This window comes from Streptomyces sp. NPDC006174 (assembly GCF_040614075.1).
Classification (GTDB): Bacteria; Actinomycetota; Actinomycetes; order Streptomycetales; family Streptomycetaceae; genus Streptomyces.
Genome location: NZ_JBEXTJ010000001.1, coordinates 523,943 through 550,398 on the forward strand (window position 1 = coordinate 523,943; position 26,456 = coordinate 550,398).

Below are 26,456 nucleotides of genomic sequence, written 5' to 3' on the forward strand. Positions count from 1 at the left end.
GTCACGCAGTACCTACGGAGAAGGGGCCGGACCACCTCGTGTGGACCGGCCCCTTCTCCCGTGCGCGTCACCCGCAGGTCGTGCCGTCCTCCGGAACCTTCCCGTCCAGGAAGTAGTCGTCCACGGCCCGGGTCACACAGTCGCCCTCGCCGTAAGCCCCGTGTCCCTCACCCTTGTTGGTGAGCATGATGCCGACGCCCTTGCCCAGCTCGTCCGCCATCCGCTGCGCCCCTTCGTACGGCGTGGCCGGGTCGCCGGTCGTGCCGATGACCAGGATCGGGCCCGCGCCCGGCGCGCTGGTCTCCGGCGTCTCGTGCTCGCCGTCGACCGGCCACTGCGCGCACCAGCCCGCCGTGTCCCAGGCCAGGAACGGCCCGAACACGGATGAGAGCTTGCGGAACTCCGGCAGCAGCGCGCGGGCCTCGCCCACCGTCGGGCGGGCCTTGGAGTCGGCGCAGGAGATGGCCCGCTGGGAGTGGGCCTGGGTGTCGTAACGCCCGTCCTCGTCCCGTCCGTTGTACGAGTCGGCGAGCTGGAGCAGCCCGTCGCCGGTGCCCTTGTTCTCCGCCTCGTCCAGAGCGGCGGTCAGCGCGGGCCAGTTGGACTGCGAGTAGAGCGGGGTGACGATGCCGGTGAGCGCGAGGGACTCGGTCAGCTCGCGGCCGGACGCGGTCGGCAGCGGCTTCCGGTCGATGCCCGCCAGCAGCCGGGCGATGCGCTCCGAGGCCGTCTTCGGGTTCTCGCCGCGGTCCTTGAAGTAGTTCTCCAGAGCGCGCTGGAAGCCCCTCGCTTGATTGCGCGCGTGCCCGACGCCGTCGGCCGTCGGGTCGATGACCGCGTCCAGCACGGTGCGGCCCACGTTCTGCGGGAAGAGGTGCGCGTACGTCCCGCCCAGCTCCGTACCGTAGGAGAAGCCGAAATACGACAGCTTGTCGTCGCCGAGGACCTGGCGGATCAGGTCCAGGTCGCGGGCGGCGTTGGACGTGCCGACGTGCGGGAGGACCTTGCCGGACCGGCGCTCGCAGCCCGCGCCGAAGTCCGCGCCGTCCTTGAGGAACGCCGCCTCCTCGGCCGCCGTGTCCGGTGTCAGGTCGACGCTCCGCAGGGCCCGCTCCTGCTCCTCGTCGGTGCGGCAGTTCACTCCGGAGCTGGCCGCGACCCCGCGCGGATCGAACCCCACCAGGTCGTAGCGGGAGTTGAGCTTCTCGTACGAGGAGGCCGCGCGCGGCAGTATCTCGACGCCTGAGCCGCCCGGGCCGCCGAAGTTGAACAGCATCGAGCCGAGCCGGCGGTCCTTGTCCCGGGCCTCCTTGCGGATCAGTGCGACGGAGAGCGTCCCGCCGGACGGCTTCGCGTAGTCCAAGGGCACCTCGACGCTCGTGCAGCGCCACTCGGAGCTGGGCGCGCCGCCGTTGCGCGGAGGCTTGCAGCGCTGCCAGTCGGGGCGCTGCGAGGTGAGCGCGGCGGGCAGTGGCGAGGTCTTCGGGGTCTCGTTCAGGCTCGGTGACGGAGAGGCGGAGGCGTCACCGGGGCGGCCGTCCGCGGTCGCGGACGGTTCCGGCTCCTTGGAGAGCAGCCCGCAGCCCGCGAGCAGTCCCGCCGCCAGCAGGCCCGCTCCGGCCCGTACCGCCGCTCGGTGCACACGCATGATCCGGCTCCCGTCCCCGTGGCCCGAAGCCGGTGGTGACGCGTCGGGCGTTCGTGATGTCCCGTCATGCTAAAGGCTGTCGGCCGGGTGCGGATCACTCGCAGACCGTGCCGGACTTCGGCACCGTACCGTTCAGGAGATAGCCGTCGACGGCTCCTTGTACACACGTGTTCTTACTGTTGTACGCACCGTGGCCCTCGCCCTTGTATGTCAGCTCGACGCCTACTCCCTTGCCGAGTTTCTCCACCATCGCCTTCGCACCCGCGTACGGGGTCGCCGGGTCACCGGTGTTGCCGATGACGAGGATCGGCGCGGAGCCGGGAGCGCTGACGTCGGGCGTGACCCAGGCGCCCGCCACCGGCCAGCCGGTGCAGCCCATCAGGCCCCAGCCGAGGTACTCGCCGAACATCGGTGACGCCTTGCGGAAGGCCGGCAGGGCCGCCTTGGTCTGCTCCAGCGTGAAGCGCTGCTTGTTGTCGGCGCAGTTGATCGCGATGTTGGCGGCGTTGGAGTTGTCGTACCGCCCGTCCTCGGAACGGCCGTTCAGCGAGTCGGCCAGCGCCAGCAGCAGCGCGCCGGAGCCGCCGTCGGCCTCGTCCAGGCCCTGTTCCAGCAGCGGCCAGGTCTCCTTGGAGTAGAGCGCGGAGGCGATACCGGTGGTGGCCAGCGTCTGTGTCAGCGCCCGGTCGCCGAGCCCGTCGATCGGCTCCTTCTCCAGCTTCGCCAGGAAGCCGGCGATCCACTGCTCGACCTCCTCGCCGGTGGCGCCGGGCAGGGCGCACTTGTCGCCGCGGTCCGCGCAGTCCTTGGTGAAGTTGTCGAAGGCGAGCTGGAACCCCTGCGCCTGGCCGAGCGAGGACTGCTCGGCGTCCTTCGTCGGGTCGACCACCGCGTCGAAGACGGCCCGGCCGACCTTGTCCGGATAGAGGTGGGCGTAGACGCCGCCGAGCTCGGTGCCGTAGGAGATGCCGAAATAGTGCAGCTTGTCGTCACCGAGCACCGTGCGCATCAGATCCATGTCGCGGGCGGCGTTCGTGGTGCCCACATAAGGCAGTTCGGGTCCCGAGTTCTCCTTACAGGTGGCGATGAAGTCCTTCTGGCCCTCGACGAACTCCTTCTCCTCGGCCGCGTCGTCCGGCGTGGAGTCCTCCTCGTACATCGCGTCCAGCTGGGCGTCGTCCGCGCACTCCACACCCTCGCTGCGCCCTACTCCGCGCGGGTCGAAGCTCACCAGGTCGTACCGGCCGCGCAGCCGGTCGTAGTCCGCGCCGAAGGCCGGCAGGGTCGCGACTCCGGACGCGCCGGGCCCGCCGAAGTTGAACAGGAGCGAACCGATCCGCCGCTTCTGGTCCTTGGCCTTCCCTCGGATCAGCGCCAGCTCGATCGTGCGGCCGTCCGGATCCGCGTAGTCCAGCGGTACGTCCATGAAGGAGCACTCCCAGACCGCGCCGCCGGGCAGCGGCGACGGCGACTCACCACCGCCCTGCGCCACGTTCGGCGCCGGGCACGGCGACCACTCCAGCTTCTGCGACGCCAGCTCCTGGGAAGTGGCGGTGGGCGAGGCGGTCGAGGCCCCGGAAGGCGTCGAGCGGCCCTCTCCGCCTCCGTCGCCGCCGTCCGAGCAGCCGGCCAGGGGCAGCAGCACGGTGGCGGTGGCGGCGAGGGCGGCGGCACGCAGAGCGGGGGAAGTCCTCATGGGCTCCATCGTGCGGCGGGGCGCCGGGGAGCGCGCTGGGGCGCGGTCCATGCGGGTGGTGCGCCCCTCCGGATACCTACAGCTCGCCCTTCCGGGTCAGCTGGTTGAAGGCGATCCAGCCCGGCAGCACCGGCAGCCACAGCGTCATCACGCGGTACAGCAGCACCGCCGGCGCCGCGACCTCCATCGGCAGCCCGACCGCGATCAGGCCCAGCGTCAGCGCACCCTCGACCGCGCCCATCCCGCCCGGCGTCGGCGCTGCGGAGCCGAGCGCGTTGCCGGCGAGGAAGACCACCGCGATGCTCGCGTAGCTCAGCTGGGTGACGTCCGGGCCGCTGAACGCGCGGATCGACGCGTCCAGGCAGAGCACGAACAGGCCGGTCAGCAGCAGCATCCCGCCGATCCCGGTGACCAGCTTCTGCGGTCGCTGCACCACGTCCAGCATGCGCGGCACGACCCCGGCGAAGAGCGAGCGCACCCGGGTCACCACGAACTTCCGCAGGAACGGAATGGCCGTCACCACCAGCACCAGCACCGCGACCGTCAGCAGACCGGCGATCACCGTACGGGAGGGCGTGAGCGAGTCCGGCGTCTTCTCCGTACCGGTGAGATAGCCGAAGAGGGCCAGCAGCAGGATGTGACAGCCGAGCCCGAAGAGCTGCGAGGCTCCGACGCTCGCCACGGCCAGACCGGGGCGCACGCCGGCGCGCTGCAGGAAGCGGGTGTTCAGCGCCACGCCTCCGACGGCGGCCGGAGCGACGATCTTCACGAACGAGCCGGCCACCTGCGCCTGCACGGTCTTCAGGAACGGCACCCGCTCCGGCACGAAGCCCAGCAGGCTCATCGCCGCCGCCACGTAACTGAGCCCCGAGAAGCCGAGCGCCGCCGCCACCCAGCCCCACTCCGCCTGCTCCACGAGCACGCCGAAGTCGGCCTGGGTGACCTGGGAGATCAGGAAGTACGCGGCGATGGCTCCGGCGATGAAGCTGAAGAGCGTCCGGGGCTTGATCCGCTCCAGGCGGACCGGCTCGACCGGCGCCTGCGGCCGGATCAGCAGCACCTGACGGCGGATCTGCGCGAGCAGATCGCCTTCCCGGGCCTCCTCCAGCGCGTCGTCCACGGCCCGCTTCTCGGCCTGCTTCTCGGTCCGCAGCGATTTCCGCTCGGCCTTGTGACCGGACTTGGGCTCGGCCTGGGCCTCGGCCCCGGCCGACGCCTCCGCCGCGTCCCGGGCGCGCGCCTCCTTGGCCGCTCGCGAGGCCTCCAGCACCGCGTCCCGCTCCTGCTGCGAACGCTCCCGCGCGAGCCGGCGCAGCGTCGCGCGGGTCGAGCGGCTCAGCGCGATCGGCTGGAGCAGCGGCAGGCAGTCCGCCACCGCGTCCGGGCCGAGCACGGCCAGCGCGCCGGAGACCGAACGCTCGGCTCCCACCCGCAGTCCCAGCGTCGTGAGCAGCTGCGCCACGTCCATCCGCAGCACCAGGTCGCCGGCGGCGATCTCACCGCCGCGCAGGTCCGTCACGAACACCTTGCCGGAACGATCCACCAGCAGTGCGTCACCGGTCAGCCTGCGGTGCGCGATCCGGCGCGACTGGAGCGCCTTCACCTGACGCCAGGCGCCGCGCACCAGGTCGTCGGTGATCTCCTCGTCCTCCAGCTGGTCCAGCGACCGGCCGCCGATGTGCTCGTAGACGAGCATCACCGCGTCCGGCCCCAGCTCGGAGGTGGCGATCAGCTTCGGCGCGTTTGCCCCGGCGGCGATCGCCGCGTACGCGAGCAGCGCCTCCTGCTCCAGCGCCTGCCGCAGCGACTGGATCGAGCGGCGCTGGGTGAGCGTGCGCAACGTGAGGCGGCGCCAGGCCCGGTAGAAGAACCCCTGGGCCTGCTGCTCCCGGTCGACGACCGTCACGTCCAGCGGCGGCCCGTCCTCCAGGGTGACCAGATACCGCCGGCCCCGGTCGCTCGGGTCGGCGGTGTCGCTGTCGGCGGCGTCCTCGGTGCGCATCGCGGCGACCGGCCGGAAGCCGACGTGCCGCAGCCCCGCCATCAGGTGCTGGCCGGTGGGCCGGACGTTCGGCGAGCCGACCGCGTACAGCGTTCCGTACGCCACGGTCCAGCCGATCAGGACCGTCAGGATGATCGAGAACGGCGTGGTGTAGCCGCCGACCAGCATCGCGAACGCGTCGAGCAGCAGCACGGCCCAGAGCACGACCCGCCAGCGCGGCCGTCTCGCCATGCCGACGGCGGTCATGTACGCGATCACCGGAGCGAGGTAGCCGTGCACCGGGTCGGTCAGTCCGGCGCCCGGCTGCGGCTGGGTCAGCGCCTCCTGGATGGTGCCGGGCGCGGAGCGCGAGACCCAGAGGTCGGTGGCGAGGGTGACGCCGTGGGCGAGCACGGCGGCCAGGACGCCGTCGGCGATGCGCAGCCCGTCCCGCTTGATCAGCCGTTCGATGGCGAAGGCGACCGGCACGAGCAGCACGGCGATGCTGGAGACCAGTCCGGCGATCTTGATCAGCAGATCGGGCGCCTGCTCGGTGCCCTTGGAGATGTCGTCCTCAAGCCCGGTGGTGGTGCCTTGCGCGAAGGCGGCGATCGCGAACAGCACGGCGATGGCGGCGATGCCGATGAGCAGCCGCATCAGGTCGGAGGGCCGGTGCACCCGGGCCGGGAGCAGCGGCTCGTCGCCGGAGACCCGGTCGGTCAGGGCGGCCTCGGCGGAGGCGAGCGTGGAGCCGGTCAGATGGCCGCTGGTGGACGCGGTGGCCGCGGAGGGACCGTCGGTACGGAGTACGGCGGCGGGGTCCGGGACCTCCTCCGGACGCTCCTCGACGAGCTCCGGGGTACGCGAGGCGCGGTCTTCGGAGGGCTCCGGCGTGCGCGGCAGGCGTTCTTCGGAGGGCTCCGGCGCAGGCGACGGATGATCCACGGCGGGATCCGGCGTGCGCGGCGGACGTTCTCCGGCGTGCTCCGGCGCACTCGGTGGGCGCTCTCCGGCATCGGAGGCGTCCGCCGCCTTCGGTGGCTGCACGCCCTGCTCCTTCGTCGCCTCTGGTTCGTCTTCGTGGTCTCGTATCACCGGTCACCGCCCGGATGATGGTGGCACGGCCCGGAGACGGAGGGGGGCATCAGGGTGCGTCGCCCGGGCGCGGGAAGCGCAACATACGCCCCTTTGCACCTGCGCGCACGCTCGGTGACCGTACCGAGACGGTTCCGGCCGCGCTGTCGGTGGCGTACGGCAGGATGGGACGGATGAGCCAGGACGAGACGGGCGACGAGCAGCCGGGCGCGCTGCCGGAGTACGCGGAGCGGGTTCTCGACGTCGCCGACCTGATCCCGCCGGGCCGGGTCATGACGTACGGCGACGTCGCGGAGTGGCTGGGCGACGGCGGCCCGCGGCAGGTCGGACGGGCCATGGCGCTGTACGGATCCGCCGTGCCGTGGTGGCGCGTGGTGCGGGCGGACGGGGCGCTGCTGCCGGGCCACGAGCTGCGGGCGCTGGACCACTACCGCGCGGAGGGGACGCCGCTGCGTGAGGCGTCGCGGCAGGCGGACGGCCACCTTCCGCGGCTCGACATGCGCCGGGCGCGCTGGGACGGGAGCGGAGGTGAGTCCGCCGGTCCGGCCGGCCAGGGCGAGGAAACTCACACCTGACGGCGGCCGCCCGCGACCGCGTCCGGCCGGGCGCGGGCCGGTGCGTGACCAGAGACGCACCGCACCCGCCGCCTCCCGCGCGCCCGCTGGCGTAGCGTCGTCACCGCGCTTCACGCGCGCCTCCTCTCCTCGTCCCTCTACGACCTCTGTGAACGACCCTTTTCGGGCCGTACGACCTGTACGGCCCGTGAACCCACCAGGACCGGCGATCCACGTGAGCTCCTCCTCTTCCACCCGGCACAGTCCGCACCGTGAGACACGGCCGCGGACCACGGGCGCGTACCGCCTGGTGCGCACTCCGCCGGGTTCCGTGGAGCCTCCTCTCCTGGACGCAGGCCAGCGCGCTGTGGTTGATCACACCGAAGGACCGCTGCTCGTCCTCGCGGGTCCCGGCACCGGCAAGACCACCACGCTCGTGGAGTCCGTGGCGGCCCGGGTGAACCGGGGCGCCGATCCGGCCCGCATTCTCGTCCTCACCTTCAGCCGCAAAGCCGCCGTCGAGCTGCGCGACCGGATGGCGGCCCGGCTCGGCTCGGCGCGCGGTCCGCAGGCCACCACCTTCCATTCGTACTGCTACGCCCTGGTCCGCGCCCACCAGGACGCCGATCTCTTCGCCGATCCGCTGCGGCTGCTCTCCGGGCCCGAACAGGACGTCACCGTCCGCGACCTGCTCGCCGGCCAGCTCGACCTGGAGAAGGAAGGCCTGGCCCACGTCCGCTGGCCCGACGAACTGCGCGCCTGCCTGACCACGCGCGGCTTCGCCGACGAGGTGCGCGCCGTGCTCGCCCGCAGCCGCGAACTGGGCCTCGGCCCGGACGCGCTCGCCGCCTTCGCCCGCCGCACGGGCCGCCCGGACTGGAGCGCGGCGGCCCAGTTCCTCGCCGAGTACCTGGACGTGCTCGACGCGCAGGGCGTCCTGGACTACGCCGAGCTGGTGCACCGCGCGGTCCTGCTCGCGGAGCGCCCGGAGGTCTCGGCGCAGCTGGCGGGTGCGTACGACGCGGTGTACGTCGACGAGTACCAGGACACCGACCCGGCACAGGTACGCCTGCTGCACGCGCTGGCGGGGAACCGGGTGGGCGGTTCTCGGAGCGCCGGGCGCGGGGCGCACGCCGGGGACGAGGTGCGCGCGGCGCACGCGGGTGACGGGAGGCGCGTGGCAGGCGCGGGTGCCGTGCTCCGAGGGCGAGACATGGGCGCCGGGCGCACGCTGGTGGCCTTCGGTGACCCGGACCAGTCGATCTACACGTTCCGGGGCGCCGATGTGAACGGCATCCTCGAATTCCCCGACACCTTCCTGCGCGCCGACGGCACCCCGGCCCCCGTCGGCGTCCTCACCACCTCGCGCCGCTCCGGCTCCGAGCTGCTCGCGGCGACCCGGCTGCTGACCCGCCGGATGCCGCTGACCCGGCTGCCCGCCGACACCGTCCGCGCGCACCGCGAGCTCCAGGCCGTCCGGGAAGGCGGCCGGGTGGAGACGTACACCTATCCGACCGCCTCCACGGAGCTGGACAACATCGCGGACCTGCTGCGCCGCGCCCACCTGGAGGACGGGGTTCCGTGGCGCGAGATGGCCGTGCTGGTACGGGCCGGAGGCCGCTCGCTCCCCGCCGTCCGCCGCGCCCTCACCTCGGCCGGCGTCCCTCTGGAGGTCGACGGCGACGACCTCCCGCTCCGCCACGAACCGGCCGTGGCCCCGCTGCTGACGGCCCTGCGGACGGTGGCGACGGCGGCGCTCCGTACGGGCCGGGCCGACGAGGAGCGCACGGGCCGGGCGGCCGACGAGGGGCAGGACGAGGGCGGACAGGAGACAGCCCCGGTCACCGCCCCTTGGCTCACCACCGAGACCGCCCTCACCCTCCTCACCTCACCGCTCGGCTCCATGGACGCCGCCGACCTCCGCCGCCTCGGCCGGGCCCTGCGCGACGAGGAGCGCGCCGCCGGAGTCACGGTGCCCGCCCCCTCCGACGAACTGCTCGCCCGCGCTCTCGCCGAGCCCGAACGCCTGGTCACACATGACCCGGCGTACGCCCACGGCGCACAGCGCCTCGGCGCGCTCCTGCGCAAGGCCCGCGAGCTCCTCGAAGGCGGCGGCACCGCCGAGGAGGCCCTGTGGACCCTCTGGAACGGCACTCCGTGGCCCGGCAGGCTGGAGCGGGCCGCGCTGCGCGGCGGAGCGGGCGGACGCAACGCCGACCGGGACCTGGACGCGGTGTGCGCCCTGTTCGAGACGGCGGCGCGCGCCGAGGAACGCACCGGCGGGCGCGGAGCGCTCAACTTCCTGGAGGAGGTCGACGCCCAGGACATCGCCGCCGACACCCTCTCCCGGCGGACCGCCCGACCCGACGCCGTACGCCTGATGACCGCGCACCGCTCCAAGGGCCTGGAGTGGCGGCTCGTCGTCGTCGCCGGGGTCCAGGAAGGGCTCTGGCCCGACCTGCGCCGCCGGGGCTCGCTCCTGGAGGCGGACCGGATCGGCCGCGACGGGCTCGCCGAACCTCTCACGCCCGGCGCACTCCTGGCCGAGGAGCGCCGCCTCTTCTACGTCGCCGCCACCCGCGCCCGCGAGCGCCTGATCGTCACCGCCGTGAAGGCTCCTGCCGACGACGGCGACCAGCCCTCCCGCTTCCTCACCGAGCTGGGCGTCGAACCCCGCGATGTCACCGGCCGCCCGCGCCGCCCGCTCGCCGTCGCCGCACTCGTCGCGGAGTTGCGCGCCACCACCGTCGACCCGGCCGCCTCCGACGCGCTGCGGGACGCCGCCGCCCACCGCCTCGCCCGGCTCGCCGCGCTCACCGACGACGAGGGCCAGCAGCTCGTACCCGCCGCCCACCCGTCCCGCTGGTGGGGCCTGGACGAGCCGACCCGCTCCGCCGTCCCGCTGCGCGACCGCGACCAGCCCGTCACGCTCTCCGGCTCCGCACTGGACCAGCTCGCCAACACCTGCGCCCTCCAGTGGTTCCTGGGCCGCGAGGTGAAGGCCGACGCACCGGCCACCGCCGCGCAGGGGTTCGGCAACGTCGTCCACGTACTCGCCGACGAGGTCGCCTCCAGCCGTACGCCCGCCGATCTCGACGTCCTCATGGAGCGCCTGGACTCCGTCTGGAACGGCCTGGCCTTCGACGCCCCCTGGAAGTCCGAACAGGAGAAGGACCAGGCCCGCGCCGCCCTGGAACGCTTCCTGCACTGGCACGTCCTGGACCGCGGCGGCCGCACGCCCGCCGCCAGCGAGCACGACTTCGACGTGACCTTGGAGGCCGGCGAGTACGCCGTCCGCATCCGGGGTTCGATGGACCGGGTGGAGGAGGACGCCGAGGGCCGGGCGTACGTCGTCGACTTCAAGACCGGCAAGAGCGCGCCCACCAAGGACGAGGTGGCCACCCACCCGCAGCTCGCCGTCTACCAGCTGGCGGTCCGCGAGGGCGCGGTCGACGAGGTCTTCGACGGCCGGCGGCCCGAGCCCGGCGGCGCCGAACTGGTCCAGCTCCGCCAGCCCGCTCCCAAGAAGGAGGGCGGCGACGCCTTTCCCAAGGTCCAGGCGCAGGAACCGCCGGCCGGCGAGTGGGTCTCGGACCTGCTGGCCACGGCCGCCGGAAAGGTCCTGGACGAACGGTTCACGCCGACCACCGGCACCCACTGCGCCCACTGCACGTTCCGCGCCTCGTGCAGCGCGCAGCCGGAGGGCCGGCAGGTGGTGGAGTAGGGCCGGGGCCGCCCGCATCGGATCGGATTGTCAGTGGGCCCGGTTACCGTTTCTCACGTGTCCTCACGCATCACCGATCCCGAGCAGCTCAAGGAGCTCCTCGGGATCCCCTTCACCCCGGAGCAGACGGCCTGCATCACCGCGCCGCCCGCCCCGCAGGTGATCGTGGCCGGAGCCGGGTCGGGCAAGACCACGGTGATGGCCGCACGCGTGGTCTGGCTCGTCGGCACCGGCCAGGTCGCGCCCGAGCAGGTCCTCGGCCTCACCTTCACCAACAAAGCGGCGGGCGAGCTGGCCGAGCGCGTCCGCAAGGCGCTGATCGCCGCCGGCGTCACCGACCCCGAGGTCATCGACCCGGACCACCCGCCGGGCGAGCCGACGATCTCCACGTACCACGCCTTCGCCGGCCGCCTCCTCACCGAGCACGGCCTGCGCATAGGCCTGGAGCCCTCCACGCGCCTCCTCGCCGACGCCACGCGCTACCAGCTGGCAGCAAAGGTGCTGCGCGAGGCCCCGGGCCCGTATCCGGCGCTCACCCGCTCCTTCCCGACCCTCGTCAGCGACCTCCTGGCGCTCGACGGCGAGCTGTCCGAACACCTCGTACGGCCCGAGGCGCTGGAGACGTACGACACCGAGCTGCTGCACGAGCTGGCCACCGCCAAGCTCAGCAACGCCGACCTGCGCAAGATCCCCGAGACCGCCGAGGCCCGCCGCTCCCTCCTCGGCCTCACCGAGCGCTACCGCACCGCCAAGCGGAGCCGCGACGTCCTGGACTTCGGCGACCAGATCGCCCTCTCCGCCGAGCTGGCCCTGACCCGGCCGGAGGTGGGAGCGATCCTGCGGGACGAGTTTTGGGTCGTGCTGCTGGACGAGTACCAGGACACGTCGGTGGCGCAGCGGCTGCTGCTGTCGGCGCTGTTCGGCAGCGGTACGGAACCGGGGCCGGCCGGCCAGGTGCCCACCGGCCACGCGGTCACCGCCGTAGGCGACCCCTGCCAGGCCATCTACGGCTGGCGCGGCGCCTCCGTCGCCAACCTGGACGACTTCCCCGAGCACTTCCCGCACGCCGACGGCACGCCCGCCACCCGCTACAGCCTCAGCGAGAACCGGCGCAGCGGCGGCCGCCTCCTCCACCTCGCCAACGGCCTCGCGGAACCTCTGCGCGCGATGCACGAAGGCGTCGAGGCGCTGCGTCCGGCGCCCGGCGCCGAGCGGGACGGAACGGTCCGGTGCGCGCTGCTGCCCACGCACACCGAGGAGATCGACTGGCTCGCCGACTCCCTCGCCCACCTCGTGCGCACCGGCACTCCGCCCGGCGAGATCGCCGTCCTGTGCCGCACCGCAGGTGACTTCGGGCAGATCCAGGCGGCCCTGGTCGCCCGGGACATCCCGGTCGAGGTGGTCGGCCTGGCCGGGCTGCTGCACCTGCCCGAGGTGGCGGACCTGGTCGCCGTCTGCGAAGTCCTCCAGGATCCGGGCGCCAACGCATCCCTGGTCCGCCTCCTCACCGGCCCGCGCTGGCGCATCGGCCCGCGCGACCTCGCGCTCCTGGGCCGCCGCGCCCGCCTCCTCGTCCACCGCGCCGCCCACGGGGACGACGCCGACCCGGACCGGCGGCTCGCGGAGGCCGTCGAGGGCACCGACCCGGCCGAGGTGATATCGCTCGCCGACGCCTTGGACACCTTCCTGATCGCGGCGGACGCGGCGGACGACGGCCTGCCGTTCTCGGCGGAGGCCCGGGTCCGCTTCGCCCGGCTCGCGCGTGAGCTGCGCGACCTGCGCCGCTCGCTCGCGGACCCGCTGATGGACGTGCTGCACCGCGTCCTGGCCACCACCGGTCTGGAGGTCGAGCTGTCGGCGTCGCCGCAGGCGCTGGCCGCCCGCCGCCGCGAGACGCTGGCCAACTTCCTGGACATAGCGGCCCGTTTCGCCTCGCTGGACGGCGAGGCGTCGCTGCTCGCCTTCCTCGGCTTCCTGCGGACCGCCGCGCAGTACGAGAAGGGCCTCGACAACGCGCTGCCCGGCGGCGAGAACACCGTCAAGGTCCTCACCGCGCACAAGTCCAAGGGCCTGGAGTGGGACGTGGTCGCCGTGCCGGGCCTGGTCACCGGCCAGTTTCCGAGCGACCGCTCACGGGACGCCTGGACCGCTCAGGCCAAGGTGCTCCCGCACGCTCTGCGCGGCGACGCGGCGACGCTCCCGGAAGTGGACACGTTCGACGCCAAGGGCATGAAGGCGTTCAAGGAGGAGATGAAGGAGCACCAGCACACGGAGGAGCTGCGCCTTGGCTACGTCACCTTCACCCGGCCCCGTTCGCTCCTCCTGGGCTGCGGCCACTGGTGGGGCCCGTCCCAGAAGAGGACGCGCGGCCCGTCGGCGTTCCTGGAGGCGCTGTACGAGCACTGCGCGGCGGGCCACGGCGAGATCGAGGCGTGGGCCGACGAGCCCGCCGAGGACGAGGAGAACCCGGCCCTCGCGGCGCCCGACACCGACCAGGCCTGGCCGCTCCCGCTGGACGCCACGGCCCTCACCCGCCGCCGAGCCGCCCGCGACACGGTCCTGGCCCACCTGGAGCGCCTGGCCGTCCACGGCGACGAGCAGCCACCGGCGTACGGACCCGGACCCGACGACGTACCAGCGTATGGACCCGACGACGTACCGACGCACGAGCCCTGGGACGACGAGCCACCGGCCGACGAGGACTGGGACTGGGACGCGCTCCCCGCCGAGCGCCCCGCCGGTACGCCGGACACCCAGGACGCACCGGCCCCGGAGCCCGTACGGGACCCGGCACCGCACATCCCCGCCGCCCGCCACCCGCAGGAAGAACCGGCCGACCACCTCACGCCGGAGGAGACCCGCACGCTCGCCTCCTGGGACCGGGATCTCAACGCGCTCGCCGGAGAGCTGCGCCGCGCCCGCGCCACCGTGCACGACGTCCTCGTCCCGGCCTCGCTCTCCGCCACCCAGCTGCTGCGGCTGGCCGAGGACCCGGACGCCTTCGCCAAGGAGCTGGCCCGGCCCATGCCCCGGCCACCGCAGCCCGCCGCCCGCCGGGGCACGCGGTTCCACGCCTGGGTGGAGTCCCGGTACGAGGAGCTGCCGCTGCCCATGCTCGGCCCCGACGAGCTGCCCGGCGGCGACGAGAACGACGCGGAGATCGCCGACGAGCGCGACCTGGCCGAGCTGAAGGAGGCCTTCGAGCGCACGGCGTACGCCCGGCGCACGCCGTACCGGGTGGAGACCCCGTTCCAGATCACCCTCGCCGGCCGGGTGATCCGGGGCCGGATCGACGCCGTCTACCGCACGGGTGACACCTACGAGATCGTCGACTGGAAGACCACCCGCCACCGCACCGCCGACCCGCTCCAGCTCGCCGTCTACCGGCTGGCCTGGGCCGAGCTGCACGATCTGCCGATCGAAGCCGTCACCGCCACCTTCCTCTACGTACGCAGCGGAGAGACCGTCCACCCGCAGGGACTGCCGGGCCGGGCGGAGCTGGAGCGGATCCTGCTGGACGAGCCCGCCCCGCGGGACGGATAGGCTCAAGAGCATGAGCGAGACCCCGGACAGCGCCGTCCGTACGTACACCGAACAGCACCGCGCAGCCTTCCTCGACGACCTCGCCGCGTGGCTGCGCATCCCGTCCGTATCCGCGCAGCCGGAGCACGACGGGGACGTACGGCGCAGCGCCGAGTGGCTGAGCGCCAAGCTCAAGGAGACCGGCTTCCCGGTCACCGAGATCTGGCAGACGCCTGGCGCGCCGGCCGTCTTCGCCGAGTGGCCCAGCGAGGACCCGGACGCCCCGACGGTCCTGGTCTACGGCCACCACGACGTGCAGCCCGCCGCCCGCGAGGACGGCTGGGACACCGACCCGTTCGAGCCGGTGATCTGCGACGGCCGGATGTACGGACGCGGCGCCGCCGACGACAAGGGCCAGGTCTTCTTCCACACCCTCGGCGTCCGCGCCCACCTCGCCGCCACCGGCCGTACGACTCCGGCCGTCACTCTCAAGCTGCTGATCGAGGGCGAGGAGGAGTCGGGCTCACCGAACTTCCGCGCCCTGGCCGAGCAGTACGCGGACCGCCTCGCCGCCGACGCCGTGATCGTCTCCGACACCGGCATGTGGGACGAGGAGACGCCGACCGTCTGCACCGGCATGCGCGGCCTCGCGGAGTGCGAGATCGAGCTGTACGGCCCCGCGCAGGACATCCACTCCGGCTCGTTCGGCGGCGCCGTCCCCAACCCGGCCACCGAGGTCGCGCGCCTGGTCGCCGCCCTCCACGACCAGGACGGCCGCGTCGCGATCCCCGGCTTCTACGACGGCGTCACCGACCTCACCGACGCCGAGCGGGCCCTGTTCGCCCAGCTTCCCTTCGACGAGGCGACCTGGCTCCGTACGGCGAAGTCCCAGGCGGCCTCCGGCGAGGCCGCATACTCCACGCTGGAGCGCGTCTGGGCCCGTCCCACCGCCGAGGTCAACGGCATCGGCGGCGGCTACCAGGGCGCCGGAAGCAAGACGATCATCCCGTCCTCCGCGATGGTGAAGATCAGCTTCCGCCTGGTCGACGGCCAGGACCCCGACCGCGTACAGGAGACGGTCCGCGCCTGGATGGAGTCCCGCGTTCCGGCGGGCGTCCGCCACCGGATCACGTTCCAGCCCGCCACCCGCCCGTGTCTGACCCCGCTGGACCACCCGGCCCTCCAGGCGGTGGCCCGCGCGATGGGCCGCGCCTTCGGCAAGAAGGTCCTCTTCACCCGCGAAGGAGGCTCGGGCCCGGCCGCCGACCTGAGGGACGTGCTCGGCGCACCCGTCCTCTTCCTCGGCATCTCCGTACCCTCCGACGGCTGGCACGCGCCGAACGAGAAGGTCGAGCTGGACCTGCTGCTGAAGGGCGTGGAGACGACCGCGTACCTGTGGGGCGAGATGGCCACGGCGCTCTGAATCCTCTGCACACCTCCACGAACCTGTGCACATCCGATCCACCCAGGGGGAGTAGGAAGTACCTGTGAGCACCTTCGACAACGCCACCACAGACCGCCCGATCGGCCTCACCGCGCCCAGTGGTATCGACCGCGCGGCGCACCACCGTCTCGACGAGGCGTGGCTGGCCGTGGCGTGGAGCCACCCGACGACCCGTGTCTTCGTCGTCTCCGGCGGGCAGGTGCTGATCGACGACACCCCCGAAGGCGGCACCGCGATCGTGATGACCCCGGCCTTCGAGGCCCCGGTCACCGAGACCCACCGGTATTTCCTCGGCACCGACGAGGAAGGCGTCAGCTACTTCGCGCTCCAGAAGGACTCGCTGCCCGGCCGCATGGACCAGTCGGCCCGCCCGGCCGGACTGCGCGAGGCGGGACTGCTGCTCGGCCCGCGCGACGCGGGCCTGATGGTGCACGCGGTCGCCCTGGAGAACTGGCAGCGCCTGCACCGCTTCTGCTCCCGCTGCGGCGAACGCACCGTCATCGCGGCGGCCGGGCACATCCGTCGCTGCCAGGCCTGCGGCGCCGAGCACTACCCGCGCACCGACCCGGCGGTCATCATGCTCGTCACCGACGACCAGGACCGCGCGCTGCTCGGCCGCCAGGTGCACTGGCCCGAAGGCCGCTTCTCCACGCTCGCCGGGTTCGTCGAGCCGGGGGAGTCGATCGAGCAGTCCGTGATCCGCGAGGTCTACGAGGAGGCGGGCGTCACCGTCGGCGAGGTCGAGTACATCGCCAGCCAGCCGTGGCCCTTCCCGTCCAGCCTGATGCTGGGCTTCATGGCTCGCGCGACCTCCTCGGAGATCACCGTCGACGGCGAGGAGATCGAGGAGGCCCGCTGGTTCTCCCGCGAGGACCTCACCGCCGCCTTCGAGTCCGGCGAGGTGATGCCTCCGTTCGGCATCTCGATCGCCGCCCGGCTGATCGAGCTCTGGTACGGGAAGCCGCTGCCGAGGCCGGGCAGCCTGAACCGTACGAACTGAGCGCGGACACACCACCGCCCCCGGCGATCCGCCGGGGGCAGTGGTGGAAGTGCGGTGCGCCGAGCGCTCGACCTCAGGCGACCAGGGCCTGCTTCACCTGGGCCAGCGACGGGTTGGTCATGACCGACTCGGTGCCGGAAGGGGAGACGATCAGGAGGGTCGGGACCGTCTGGTTTCCGCCGTTCGCCTTCTCGACGAACGCCGCCGAGTCCGCGTCGTGCTCGATGTTGACCTCGTTGTACGCGATGCCCTCGCGGTCCATCTGGCTCTTGAGCCGACGGCAGTAGCCGCACCAGGTGGTGCTGTACATCGTCACAGTGCCCGCCATGTCGCTGGCGCTCCCTTGTCTCGTCCGTCCCGCTGCGCGGCCGGCAGCGTCAACACGCGGCCAGGCGGCCTGGGCCGCCTTCCCGCACCGGGTGGAACGTACGGGAGGCGGCGACCATTCCCGCCACCGCACCGGGGCCCTCGTCTCCCCGCATCAGTACGACGAATACCTCACCCCTGTGGACAACCGCCGCATCCGTCCCGTGGGACCTGGCAGCATGGCGGGGTGACAGCAGCAACGCACTCCACCCTCTTCCCGCAGGTTCCCGAGACTCCGGACGCCGTGCTCGACGGGCTCGACCCCGAGCAGCGCGAGGTGGCGCTCGCCCTGCACGGACCGGTGTGCGTGCTGGCCGGAGCGGGGACGGGCAAGACCCGCGCGATCACCCACCGCATCGCGTACGGAGTGCGGGCGGGCATCCTCCAGCCCGCCACGATCCTCGCCGTCACGTTCACCAACCGGGCCGCGGGCGAGATGCGCGGACGGCTCCGGCAGCTCGGCGCGACCGGTGTCCAGGCGCGGACCTTCCACTCCGCGGCGCTCCGGCAGCTCCAGTATTTCTGGCCGAAAGCAGTCGGTGGTGAGCTGCCCCGGCTGCTGGAGCGGAAGGTGCAGCTGGTCGCCGAGGCGGCCGCCCGCTGCGAGCTCCGGCTCGACCGCAACGAGCTGCGGGATGTCACCGGCGAGATCGAGTGGGCCAAGGTGACCCAGACCGTCCCCGCCGACTATCCGGCGGCGGTGGCGAAGACCCAGCGGGACGCCCCCCGGGACCCGGCGGTCCTGACCCAGATCTACTCCACGTACGAGCAGCTCAAGCGCGACCGCTCGGTGATCGACTTCGAGGACGTGCTGCTGCTGACCGTCGGCATCCTCCAGGACCGCCAGGACATCGCCGACCACGTGCGCGGCCAGTACCAGCACTTCGTCGTCGACGAGTACCAGGACGTGAGCCCGCTCCAGCAGCGGCTGCTCGACCTGTGGGTCGGCGACCGGGACAACCTCTGCGTGGTCGGCGACGCCAGCCAGACGATCTACTCCTTCACCGGCGCCACCCCGGACCACCTGCTGAACTTCCGCACCCGCCACCCCGGCGCGACGGTGGTCAAGCTGGTGAGGGACTACCGCTCCACGCCTCAGGTCGTCCACCTCGCCAACGGCCTGCTGAGCCAGGCCCGCGGCAGGGCCGCCGACCACCGGCTGGAGCTGGTCTCGCAACGCGACAAGGGCCCCGAGCCGGTCTACGCGGAGTATCCGGACGAGCCCCACGAGGCCGAGGCGACCGCCCGGCGCATCCGCGACCTGATCGCGGCGGGCGTCCCGGCCGGAGAGATCGCCGTGCTCTACCGGGTCAACTCCCAGTCCGAGGTCTACGAGCAGGCCCTGGCGGACACCGGCGTGCCCTACCAGCTGCGCGGCGCCGAGCGGTTCTTCGAGCGGGCCGAGGTCCGCGAGGCGGGCACCGCCCTGCGCGGCGCGGCCCGCGCCGGGCGCAACGACTCGCTGCTCGACGCGGCGGAGGGGCTGCCGTCCCAGGTGCGGGCGGTGCTCTCCACCAAGGGCTGGACCACCCGCCCGCCCGCCGGATCGGGGTCCGTCCGCGACCGCTGGGAGTCGCTGGCGGCGCTGGTGCGCCTCGCGGAGGACTTCGAGGCGGCCAGGCCGGGCGCGACCCTGACCGACCTGGTCCGCGAGCTGGACGAGCGGGCCGCCGCCCAGCACGCCCCGACGGTCCAAGGCGTCACGCTGGCGTCGCTGCACGCCGCGAAGGGGCTGGAGTGGGACGCGGTGTTCCTGGTCGGTCTGACCGAGGGCATGATGCCGATCGCGTACGCCAAGACCGACGAGCAGGTCGAGGAGGAGCGCCGCCTGCTGTACGTCGGCGTCACCCGCGCCCGCCTCCACCTCTCGCTCTCCTGGTCCCTGGCGCGCTCTCCGGGCGGCCGGGCGAACCGTCGGCCGACCCGGTTCCTGAACGGACTGCGCCCGGGTTCCACGGCGGTCGGCGCCCGGGGCGGGGCCGGAGGCGGCGGAGGGATCGACCGGGGCACCGGCCGGGCCGCTGCGGCAGTGTCCGGGCGGACCGACGCGGTCGAGCGCAGGCCACGGCAGCCGGTGCGGTGCCGGGTCTGCGGCCGGACCCTCACCGACGCGGGCGAGATGAAGCTGATGCGGTGCGAGGAGTGCCCGTCCGACATGGACGAGGCGCTGTACGGGCGGCTGCTCGACTGGCGGGCCGGCCAGGCGGCCCGGCTGAGCCAGCCCGACTACTGCGTCTTCACCGAGAAGACTCTGATGGCCATCGCCGAAGCCGTGCCGTCCACCGAGGGCGAGCTGGTCGTCATCGCCGGCGTCGGCAACCGGAAGCTGACCCGATTCGGAGCCGACGTACTCGCCATCTGCGCAGGTGAGACGGTCGATGAGGGGTCCGAGGAGGCCGGCGCGGAGGGCTGAGAAAAACTCGTCCAGAAAATAGTTTGCGCACGCCCCAGTCGTCACCATAGGTTCTTAACCACGGGAACAGCGACTTCTCTGAAGCCCTGAATCCGTGCTGTACTTATCCGAATACGCGCGACCGGCTCCGGCCGGTCACCCTAGACGCCGAGAGGAGGCGATTGAAGTGATCAGCATCATCGAAACCCAGAAAATGACCGGTCTTTCGGTCGTCTCCGCCTGCTCGCTCGGCCTCGCCCGCTCCTCGGCTGCTTCGCTCCGCGCCACCGGTCTGTCCGGCATCTCCGCCGTCAGTCCGCTGTCCCTGGCGAACCTCCCCGTGATGCGGGAGCGCAATGAGCGACCGATCGAGGCACCGGCGGCAGCAGTAGCGAAGGATGCACAGGCTCAGGCCTATGCCTTTGCGGCAGCCGGTGCCGGAGTCCAGAAGCAGACGCAGCAGCACCACACGATGTGGGCCTTCCGTGGGCCTGAACCCTGGAGCGATCCAGCCTGATGCAGCATCAGGCCGGCGCCTCAGGGCCGCGGAACCCCACTCGGGATCCGCGGCCCTTTTGTTTTGTCCGAACGGACGGGACATGCCCAAGGCGCCTCGGGCCAGCAGTACCAGCCGCCAACCGGCCAACAGGCCGGCACGACCAGACGAGGACACCACCCACCGTGCAACTCGAAGCGCACGCCCCGTCAGTACCGCAGTCCGACTTGATCTCCCCGCCCGGCTCCACGGAGGACTCCACCTTGCTCCCCCTCACCGCGCTCACCGCGCTCGACGACGCCATCGAGAACCTCGGCGTACCCGTCCCCTGCCGCTCGTACGACCCGGAGGTCTTCTTCGCCGAGTCCCCGGCGGATGTCGAGTACGCCAAGTCCCTCTGCCGGACCTGCCCGCTCGTCGAGGCCTGCCTCGCCGGTGCCAAGGAGCGGCGCGAGCCGTGGGGTGTCTGGGGCGGTGAGCTCTTCGTCCAGGGTGTCGTCGTGGCCCGCAAGCGGCCGCGTGGCCGTCCGCGCAAGAACCCGGTCGCAGCGTGATCGCCGGCTCCGCCGCCCCCGCCCCCACGCGGTGGCTGCGCGCAGGAACCATCGACCGCCCGCAGACCCATGACCCCCGGAATCAGGCACCAATGATCACCCCCACGCAGGAGCCCGTCGGCTCCGCAACCCCTGACGTCACCATCATCGGCGCGAACGACTCGCGTCAGAACAGGACCCGCGAGATGCAACTCATCCCCGAAGCCCTGGCCCGTGCGCATATGCACGACCGCCTGCGGGAGGCCGAGGTGGACCGCCAGGCGGTGCGCCTCGTCGCCGCCCGCCGGATGCAGCGCCGAGCGGAGCGCGCCTCGCTGCGCGCCCGCCGGGCGCTGGCCATGGCCGTCATGCACTGAGAGGCCCCGCCTCTCCGCTCCATGCCGTAGCACCACCCCACCGCGGGGCCGTCCGACGAGGGCGGCCCCGCGGTGCGTTGTGCTGCCGGGTCCCGGAGACGGGGATATCGTCACGAGGTGGACGAGGACACGCATCCCCCCGAAGAACCCGCCAACGGACCGGTGGTCTGCGCCCGCTGCGGCACCGCCGCCGAAGGCGACACGGCCCCGGTGACCTGGCTCTCCTCCGTGGAGGACGGCCACCTCCTCCACTTCTGCGAGACCTGCGCCCGCCTCCACATCAGAGCGATCGAGAGCCGCCTCGACTCCCTCTGGTGGTGACCCGGCTACGCGTCGCCCTCCGGAACCGTCTCCGGCTCCTCGCCCTCCGGCGCGTACTCGGCCTCCTCGTACTCCTCGGCCTCCGCGACGAACCCCGGCAGCCAGGCTTCGAGTTCGTCCCGCAGCCGGACCGCCGCGCCGAGCTGGCACAGCACCCCGATCGTGCTGAGCGTGACGCGGTGGATCAGGAGGTAGGACGGCGGGAGGTTCAGCTGCCTGCCGAGCTGGTGAGCGGGGGAGCGCGGATCGGCTATCCGGCCCGCCTGGTCCCGCAGCCAGCCCCGGGTGAAGGTGAACTCCTCCACCTGCGCCGGTTCGATGATCGGGAGCAGGTACTCGAGGACCTCGTCCGGCTCCAGATCGATCGACTCCTTCACGAAGCCCTCGTCCCGCAGCAGCCCGTACACCGCGGCCGCGTCACCCTCCAGCGTCATCCGCAGGGACTCACCGATGGTCCCCGGCAGCCCGCCCGGAAGCCGGTCCACCGTGCCGAAGTCCAGCACCCCCAGTCGCCAAGCACCGGCCTCGGCACCCGCACCGGCCTCGGCACCCTCTTCGTCCGAGGCATCCGAAGCCTCCGAGGCGGCCAAACCGTCTGCCGCCTCCGCCGGCGGCAGTAGCCGGAAGTTGCCCGGGTGCGGGTCTGCGTGGAGCAGGCCGGTGCGTGCCGGACCCGAGAAGAGGAAGCGCGCCAGCAACTGCCCGGCCCGGTCCCGCTGCTCCGCCGTACCGTCCGCGATCACGTCGGCCAGCGGGACCCCGGTCATCCACTCCGTCACCAGCACCTGGTCGGACTGGTGCACCACCCCAGGGATCACCACATCGGGATCGTCCGCGAACTCCTCCGCGTGGACCCGCTGGGCCTCCGCCTCCAGCTCGTAGTCCAGCTCCTCCGACACCCGGTCGCGCATCTCCTTGATGAGCGGCTTGATGTCCATCCCCGGGACCAGAGGGCCGAGCAGCCGGGCGAAGCGGCTGAGCTGGGTGAGGTCCGAGAGCAGTGCCTCGCCCGCACCCGGATACTGCACCTTCACGGCGACCTCCCGGCCGTCGTGCCACACCCCGCGGTGCACCTGCCCGATCGACGCGGCGGCCGACGGCTTGTCCTCGAACTCCAGGAAATACTCCCGCCAGTCCTCGCCGATCCGCTCCGCCAGCACCGCGTGGACCGTGGAGGCGGGCAGCGGTGGCGCGGCCTCCTGGAGCTTGGTCAGCGCGGCCCGGTAGGGCCCCGCGACCTCCTCGGGCAGCGCCGATTCGAAGACGGAGAGGGCCTGGCCCAGCTTCATGGCCCCGCCCTTCAACTCGCCCAGGGTCTTGAACAGCTGGTCCGCCGTGCGCTGCTGCACCTCGCGGGCGACCAGCTCGGCGGATCTGCCACCGATCCGCTTCCCCAGACCCCAGGTAGCACGGCCGGCGAAGCCGAGCGGGAGCGCGGCCAGCTTGGCCGTACGCGTAACCGCCTTCCGGGGAAGATCAGACATGTGCCCCTCCAGTTCCCAGACCGCCGTGCCGCTCGGGCCGCCGGTGTCTCTCCGGCGGCAGCGGTCACCCAGCCATTGTGTCCTGCGCCGGAACGGAGCCGGAGGCCCCTTCCCCCTCGGCCCGTGCCACCGCTCCGCACGAGCAGTCGGCATGCGGGCCGATCCGCTGGCTCCGCCAGTCCAGCAGCGGCAGCGCGGCCTCCCAGCGCGCCCCGGTGCTCGCCGGCAGCTCCCCGTCCAGGAAGGACAAGGCGTGGGCCGCTGCGAGACCGGCGACCGCCGTGGCCAGCCCCAGATCGCAGGCGGGCACCGCGCCCCGCCGACCCGAGCGCCACTGCGCCAGCATCCGGGGCCACTGCGAATCCCGGTCCGCGCGGTGCAGCTCCAGACACCCTGCGCACCCGGTGCCGCCCGGAAGCACGAGCGGTCCGACCACCCCGGTGGCCTCGATGACTCCCGCATAGAGATGAGGAGTGCCGGACGCGATCCAGGGCGCCGCGGTGTCCGGGACCGGCGCGTACACCGAGAGGCCGTCCCGAGGCGCCACGACGATCAGCGACAGCCCGGGCGCCCCTTCACCCGCGCCCCGCTCCGCCCCGGCCGACCGAGGCGCGGGCCCGGCAGCGGCCCGGCGGACCAGTCGGCGGGCCGCCACATCGCGCCGTTCCCCGACGGCGGCGGGCGGCAGCCCGGCCGGCGCCACGTCCCCCGGCTCGGCCCGGCCTCCGTCCAGCACCTCCACCTGGCCCACCCCCGAGCCCGACAGCACCGCGGCGATCGACGCACCGACCCTGCCCGCACCCCGCACCTGGACCCGCATCGCCCGCCGGGCCGCCATCCGCCGCAGCCCCTCGCCCGGACCGGGGTGGACGACGGAGAGCGCGGCGACATCGGGGCGTTGACGCTCCATCATCTCGGCCCGGTGGCGCAGGACATCCGCCTGCACGCCGGCGGCTCTCGGATCGTCGAGAAGGCCCGCCTCCGCCAGCCGGCGGACCAGGACGTCGACATGACGGTCCGACAGGTCCAGGGCCCGGGCCTCCTCGCGCAGCAGCGGCAGGCCGCGCGTTCCGTCGAGCAGTTCCAGAAAGCTTCCCGTCGCGATGTCCACCGGACCCAGCGTCACGGCGTGCGCGGGTGTCACCCCGAATTGCACGGTGTTCCGCCCGCGCCATGCCCGGCGCAGCGCGGGCTTCAACATCGGATGCAGGACTTCTTCCCCGAGACGCACGGCTTTCCCCCGATCGGTGTCGTGACCGCGTGCCCGGGAGGATTCCCGGCCGCGTCGAGCCATTGCCAGAATGCGCGCTGGCGGCGAAGCGTGCGCGGAGTTATCCACAGGTAGCGGGATTAGTCATTCGATAATGTGGCTCATGGTGCGAAGCGAGGTGCGGAGAGTGGAGAGGATCGGTGGCGAACGGACCCGGAGTCGGGACTTCCTCCACTGACAGCGGGTAACGTCGAGGCGTGCCCGCAGACCCGTCACCCGGCGTCGCCGGGGAGATTCCCATGCGCAGCGCCGTGAGCCGTCAGCCCGGCGCGGCCGCCCGTGCGCCCCGCGCCCCGGCGACGAGCGCGGTCGAGGTCCGCAGAAGCACCCGGCGCAGGAAGTCGGTCTCCGCCTACCGGGAGGGCGGCCGAACGATCGTGCTCATCCCCGCCCGGATGTCGGAGGCGGAGGAGCGACGCTGGGTCGGCGTGATGCTCGACAAGCTCGCGGCCCAGGAGAGCAAGCGGGTCCTCGGCGACGCCGAGCTCACGGAGCGGGCCGAGCGGCTGTCCGTTCAGTATTTCGACGGCAGGGCCCGACCCGCGTCCGTTCGCTGGGTGACCAACCAGAACACCCGCTGGGGCTCCTGCACCCCTGCCGAAGGCAGCATCCGCCTCTCGCACCGGCTCCAGGGCATGCCGGAGTACGTCGTCGACTACGTACTCCTCCATGAGCTGGCCCATCTGCTCGTCCCCGGTCACGGCCCGGAGTTCTGGCGGCTGCTGGAGGCGTATCCACGTACCGAGCGGGCCCGTGGCTACCTCGAGGGGGTGGTGGCGGCCGACCAGCTGCCCCGCTCGTCGGCCACACCCGAGGAGTGAGCCCGGCGGGCCGTTCCCGCTGGTTCTGTACCGGGTGTGTACCGGCTTGGCCGGATGTCGCGGTTTGCGGTTAGCCTGACGCGACGCATTCACCTTCGGGATGGGGGACGGTCGTTACGTATGGCCAGGGAATTCCAACGAGGCCACAAGGCCAAGATCAGTGATCTCACACCGGGGACAGATCTGTACGTAGGTGTGCAGATCGCCGCCCCTGGGCTGACCTTCGACATCAGCTGCTTCGGCCTGGATGCCGACGAACAGCTCTCGGACGACCGGTATTTCATCTTCTTCAACCAGCCGAAATCGCCCGAGGAGTCCATTCAGCTTCTCGGTCCGCAGTCCGGCGACACCGAGTCCTTCCGCGTCACGCTCGACCGCATCCCGACCACCATCCACAGGCTCTCCTTCACCGCGACGCTCGACGGTGCCGGCCAGATGTCACAGGTCGGCCCCGGCTACATCCGGATCGTCGCGGGCGGCGAGGAAGTGGTCAGATACGCCTTCACCGGCTCGGAGTTCACCACCGAGCGCGCGGTGATGCTCGGCGACTTCTACCTGAAGGACGTCTGGCGCTTCGCCGCCGTCGGCCAGGGCTTCGACGGCGGCCTCGACGCGCTCCTGAGGAACTTCGGCGGCGAGGTCGCCGAGGAGGAAGAGGCGCCGGCCGCCCCGCAGGCCCCACCCGGCTTCGCCCCGCCGGCCCAGGCCACCGCGCCCCCGGCCTTCGGCGCCCCGCCCGCCCCAGCCGCTCCCCAGGCCCCGCAGCCCGCGCCATCCTTCGGTGCTCCGCCCGCGCCCGCCCCCGCGCCGCAGCAGCCCATGCACGCCGCGCCCACGATCGCGGCCCCGCTCACCCCGCAGGCGCCCCCGGCCCCGTCCCCGTACGGCCAGCCCGGCCACCAGCCGCCGCCCCCGCAGCCGCAGTTCGGTCAGGTCCCCGGCCAGAGCGCCCCGCCCACGCCGCCCTACGGCCAGCCGGCCCCGGCACCGTACGGACAGCCCGCCCCCTTCGGGCAGCAGCCCGCCGGCGGGCCGCAAGGCGTGCCCCAGGGTGCTCCGGCGGCCGGCGCCGGGCTCCACGCGGCGCTCCAGCTGTACAAGGAGACGCCCACCGGGCAGCGCTGGACCCCACAGAACAAGCAGCTCATGCGCGTCGACCTGACCATGGGCGGCGCCGGCGTGCTGGCCCGTCAGGGCAGCATGGTGATGTACCAGGGCAAGGTCGACTTCGGCTACAAGAGTGCCGGCTTCGTCGGCCGCGCCGTCGGCAACGCCACCGGCCAGGAGATGCAGCTGATGCGCTGTACCGGCCGCGGCCAGGTCTTCCTTGCCGAGGAGGGCTCGTATCTGCACCCGATCGAGCTCCAGGGCGACGCGATCTGCGTCTCCGCCGAGAGCGTCCTCGCCTTCGACGAGTCACTCCAGTACGAGGTCCGCCGCGTCGAGGGCCACGGCATCCCCGGCGGCGCCCTGTTCACCATGCAGTTCCAGGGCACCGGCACCGTGATCATCAAGACCCACGGCACCCCGGTCGTCCTGCCCGTCACGCCCACCACGTTCGCCGACTGCAACGCGGTGGTCGCCTGGTCGGCCGCCTCCCAGGTGATCGTCTCCAGCCAGGTCCGGCTGCGCCGCAACGCGTACCCGGGACACAGCGGCGAGACCGTGAACCTCCAGTTCCGGGGAGCGCCCGGCAACTTCATCGTCGTCCAGCCCTACGAGGTCTAGAGGG

Annotated in this window: 18 protein-coding genes; 12 read left to right on the forward strand and 6 right to left on the reverse strand. The window is 72.7% G+C overall.

From position 1 onward, the window contains the following. Positions 1–67 precede the first annotated feature (67 nt). The 3 genes from ABZ267_RS02405 to ABZ267_RS02415 form a co-directional block, all read right to left on the reverse strand. Complete coding sequence (locus ABZ267_RS02405; protein ID WP_356746825.1) at positions 68–1,648, reverse strand: alpha/beta hydrolase; 1,581 nt, start codon at positions 1,646–1,648, stop codon at positions 68–70. 94 nt (positions 1,649–1,742) lie between these two features. Then, positions 1,743–3,344: an alpha/beta hydrolase gene (locus tag ABZ267_RS02410; RefSeq protein WP_356746824.1), complete on the reverse strand. Its 1,602-nt coding sequence runs from the start codon at positions 3,342–3,344 to the stop codon at positions 1,743–1,745. A 76-nt stretch (positions 3,345–3,420) separates the two neighbouring features. Next, positions 3,421–6,372: a lysylphosphatidylglycerol synthase domain-containing protein gene (locus ABZ267_RS02415; RefSeq protein WP_356746823.1), complete on the reverse strand. Its 2,952-nt coding sequence runs from the start codon at positions 6,370–6,372 to the stop codon at positions 3,421–3,423. 221 nt (positions 6,373–6,593) lie between these two features. Between ABZ267_RS02415 and ABZ267_RS02420 the strand changes: the two genes are divergently transcribed. From ABZ267_RS02420 to nudC, 5 genes are all read left to right on the forward strand, one after another. Beyond that, positions 6,594–6,995: an MGMT family protein gene (locus tag ABZ267_RS02420; protein WP_356746822.1), complete on the forward strand. Its 402-nt coding sequence runs from the start codon at positions 6,594–6,596 to the stop codon at positions 6,993–6,995. 214 nt (positions 6,996–7,209) lie between these two features. After that, complete coding sequence (locus ABZ267_RS02425; protein ID WP_356746821.1) at positions 7,210–10,698, forward strand: ATP-dependent DNA helicase; 3,489 nt, start codon at positions 7,210–7,212, stop codon at positions 10,696–10,698. A gap of 57 nt (positions 10,699–10,755) precedes the next feature. Beyond that, positions 10,756–14,241, forward strand: coding sequence for a UvrD-helicase domain-containing protein (locus ABZ267_RS02430; protein WP_356746820.1), 3,486 nt, complete (start codon positions 10,756–10,758; stop codon positions 14,239–14,241). A 10-nt stretch (positions 14,242–14,251) separates the two neighbouring features. Further along, entirely contained in the window at positions 14,252–15,643 is a 1,392-nt protein-coding gene (locus tag ABZ267_RS02435; protein ID WP_356746819.1) for a dipeptidase, read from the forward strand. A gap of 64 nt (positions 15,644–15,707) precedes the next feature. Then, positions 15,708–16,664 (forward strand): NAD(+) diphosphatase, encoded by a 957-nt coding sequence (gene nudC / locus ABZ267_RS02440; protein WP_356746818.1) that lies wholly within the window; start codon positions 15,708–15,710, stop codon positions 16,662–16,664. 73 nt (positions 16,665–16,737) lie between these two features. Here the strand turns inward: nudC and ABZ267_RS02445 are convergent, their stop codons facing one another. Then, the gene (locus ABZ267_RS02445; RefSeq protein WP_084749136.1) at positions 16,738–16,992 is read right to left on the reverse strand and encodes a glutaredoxin domain-containing protein; all 255 of its coding nucleotides are present in this window, start codon (positions 16,990–16,992) and stop codon (positions 16,738–16,740) included. A gap of 225 nt (positions 16,993–17,217) precedes the next feature. Here ABZ267_RS02445 and ABZ267_RS02450 point away from each other — a divergent pair, with 225 nt between their 5' ends. The 5 genes from ABZ267_RS02450 to ABZ267_RS02470 all read left to right on the forward strand — a co-directional run bounded on the left by ABZ267_RS02450 (position 17,218) and on the right by ABZ267_RS02470 (position 21,149). Continuing rightward, positions 17,218–19,443 (forward strand): ATP-dependent DNA helicase UvrD2, encoded by a 2,226-nt coding sequence (locus ABZ267_RS02450; RefSeq protein ID WP_356746817.1) that lies wholly within the window; start codon positions 17,218–17,220, stop codon positions 19,441–19,443. Between the two features lie 166 nt (positions 19,444–19,609). After that, entirely contained in the window at positions 19,610–19,939 is a 330-nt protein-coding gene (locus tag ABZ267_RS02455) for a hypothetical protein (RefSeq protein WP_356746816.1), read from the forward strand. A 164-nt stretch (positions 19,940–20,103) separates the two neighbouring features. Beyond that, positions 20,104–20,472: a WhiB family transcriptional regulator gene (locus ABZ267_RS02460; protein WP_356746815.1), complete on the forward strand. Its 369-nt coding sequence runs from the start codon at positions 20,104–20,106 to the stop codon at positions 20,470–20,472. A gap of 92 nt (positions 20,473–20,564) precedes the next feature. After that, positions 20,565–20,828 (forward strand): hypothetical protein, encoded by a 264-nt coding sequence (locus tag ABZ267_RS02465; protein ID WP_356746814.1) that lies wholly within the window; start codon positions 20,565–20,567, stop codon positions 20,826–20,828. A 117-nt stretch (positions 20,829–20,945) separates the two neighbouring features. Continuing rightward, positions 20,946–21,149 (forward strand): hypothetical protein, encoded by a 204-nt coding sequence (locus ABZ267_RS02470; protein WP_356746813.1) that lies wholly within the window; start codon positions 20,946–20,948, stop codon positions 21,147–21,149. Positions 21,150–21,154: 5 nt separating this feature from the next. On the opposite strand, the gene ABZ267_RS02475 is transcribed toward ABZ267_RS02470, so the two are convergent. Together ABZ267_RS02475 and ABZ267_RS02480 are read right to left on the reverse strand one after the other, a co-directional pair. Then, complete coding sequence (locus tag ABZ267_RS02475; protein ID WP_356746812.1) at positions 21,155–22,633, reverse strand: AarF/ABC1/UbiB kinase family protein; 1,479 nt, start codon at positions 22,631–22,633, stop codon at positions 21,155–21,157. A 64-nt stretch (positions 22,634–22,697) separates the two neighbouring features. Further along, positions 22,698–23,843, reverse strand: a complete 1,146-nt coding sequence (locus ABZ267_RS02480) for a ThiF family adenylyltransferase (RefSeq protein WP_356747243.1) — start codon at positions 23,841–23,843, stop codon at positions 22,698–22,700. Between the two features lie 299 nt (positions 23,844–24,142). Here ABZ267_RS02480 and ABZ267_RS02485 point away from each other — a divergent pair, with 299 nt between their 5' ends. Both ABZ267_RS02485 and ABZ267_RS02490 read left to right on the forward strand, forming a co-directional pair. After that, entirely contained in the window at positions 24,143–24,724 is a 582-nt protein-coding gene (locus ABZ267_RS02485; protein WP_356746811.1) for a M48 family metallopeptidase, read from the forward strand. A 120-nt stretch (positions 24,725–24,844) separates the two neighbouring features. After that, positions 24,845–26,452 carry a TerD family protein gene (locus ABZ267_RS02490; protein WP_356746810.1) on the forward strand — a complete coding sequence of 536 codons (1,608 nt, stop codon included), beginning with the start codon at positions 24,845–24,847 and terminating at the stop codon, positions 26,450–26,452. Positions 26,453–26,456: the final 4 nt, after the last annotated feature.

Excerpts from the sequence above, each read along its gene's own strand:
- ABZ267_RS02405 (WP_356746825.1), bottom strand. The coding sequence starts at position 1,648 with ATGCGTGTGCACCGAGCGGCGGTACGGGCCGGAGCGGGCCTGCTGGCG.
- ABZ267_RS02410 (WP_356746824.1), bottom strand. The coding sequence starts at position 3,344 with ATGAGGACTTCCCCCGCTCTGCGTGCCGCCGCCCTCGCCGCCACCGCC.
- ABZ267_RS02420 (WP_356746822.1), top strand. The coding sequence starts at position 6,594 with ATGAGCCAGGACGAGACGGGCGACGAGCAGCCGGGCGCGCTGCCGGAG.
- ABZ267_RS02435 (WP_356746819.1), top strand. The coding sequence starts at position 14,252 with ATGAGCGAGACCCCGGACAGCGCCGTCCGTACGTACACCGAACAGCAC.
- ABZ267_RS02445 (WP_084749136.1), bottom strand. The coding sequence starts at position 16,992 with ATGGCGGGCACTGTGACGATGTACAGCACCACCTGGTGCGGCTACTGC.
- ABZ267_RS02465 (WP_356746814.1), top strand. The coding sequence starts at position 20,565 with ATGATCACCCCCACGCAGGAGCCCGTCGGCTCCGCAACCCCTGACGTC.
- ABZ267_RS02475 (WP_356746812.1), bottom strand. The coding sequence starts at position 22,633 with ATGTCTGATCTTCCCCGGAAGGCGGTTACGCGTACGGCCAAGCTGGCC.
- ABZ267_RS02485 (WP_356746811.1), top strand. The coding sequence starts at position 24,143 with ATGCGCAGCGCCGTGAGCCGTCAGCCCGGCGCGGCCGCCCGTGCGCCC.
- ABZ267_RS02490 (WP_356746810.1), top strand. The coding sequence starts at position 24,845 with ATGGCCAGGGAATTCCAACGAGGCCACAAGGCCAAGATCAGTGATCTC.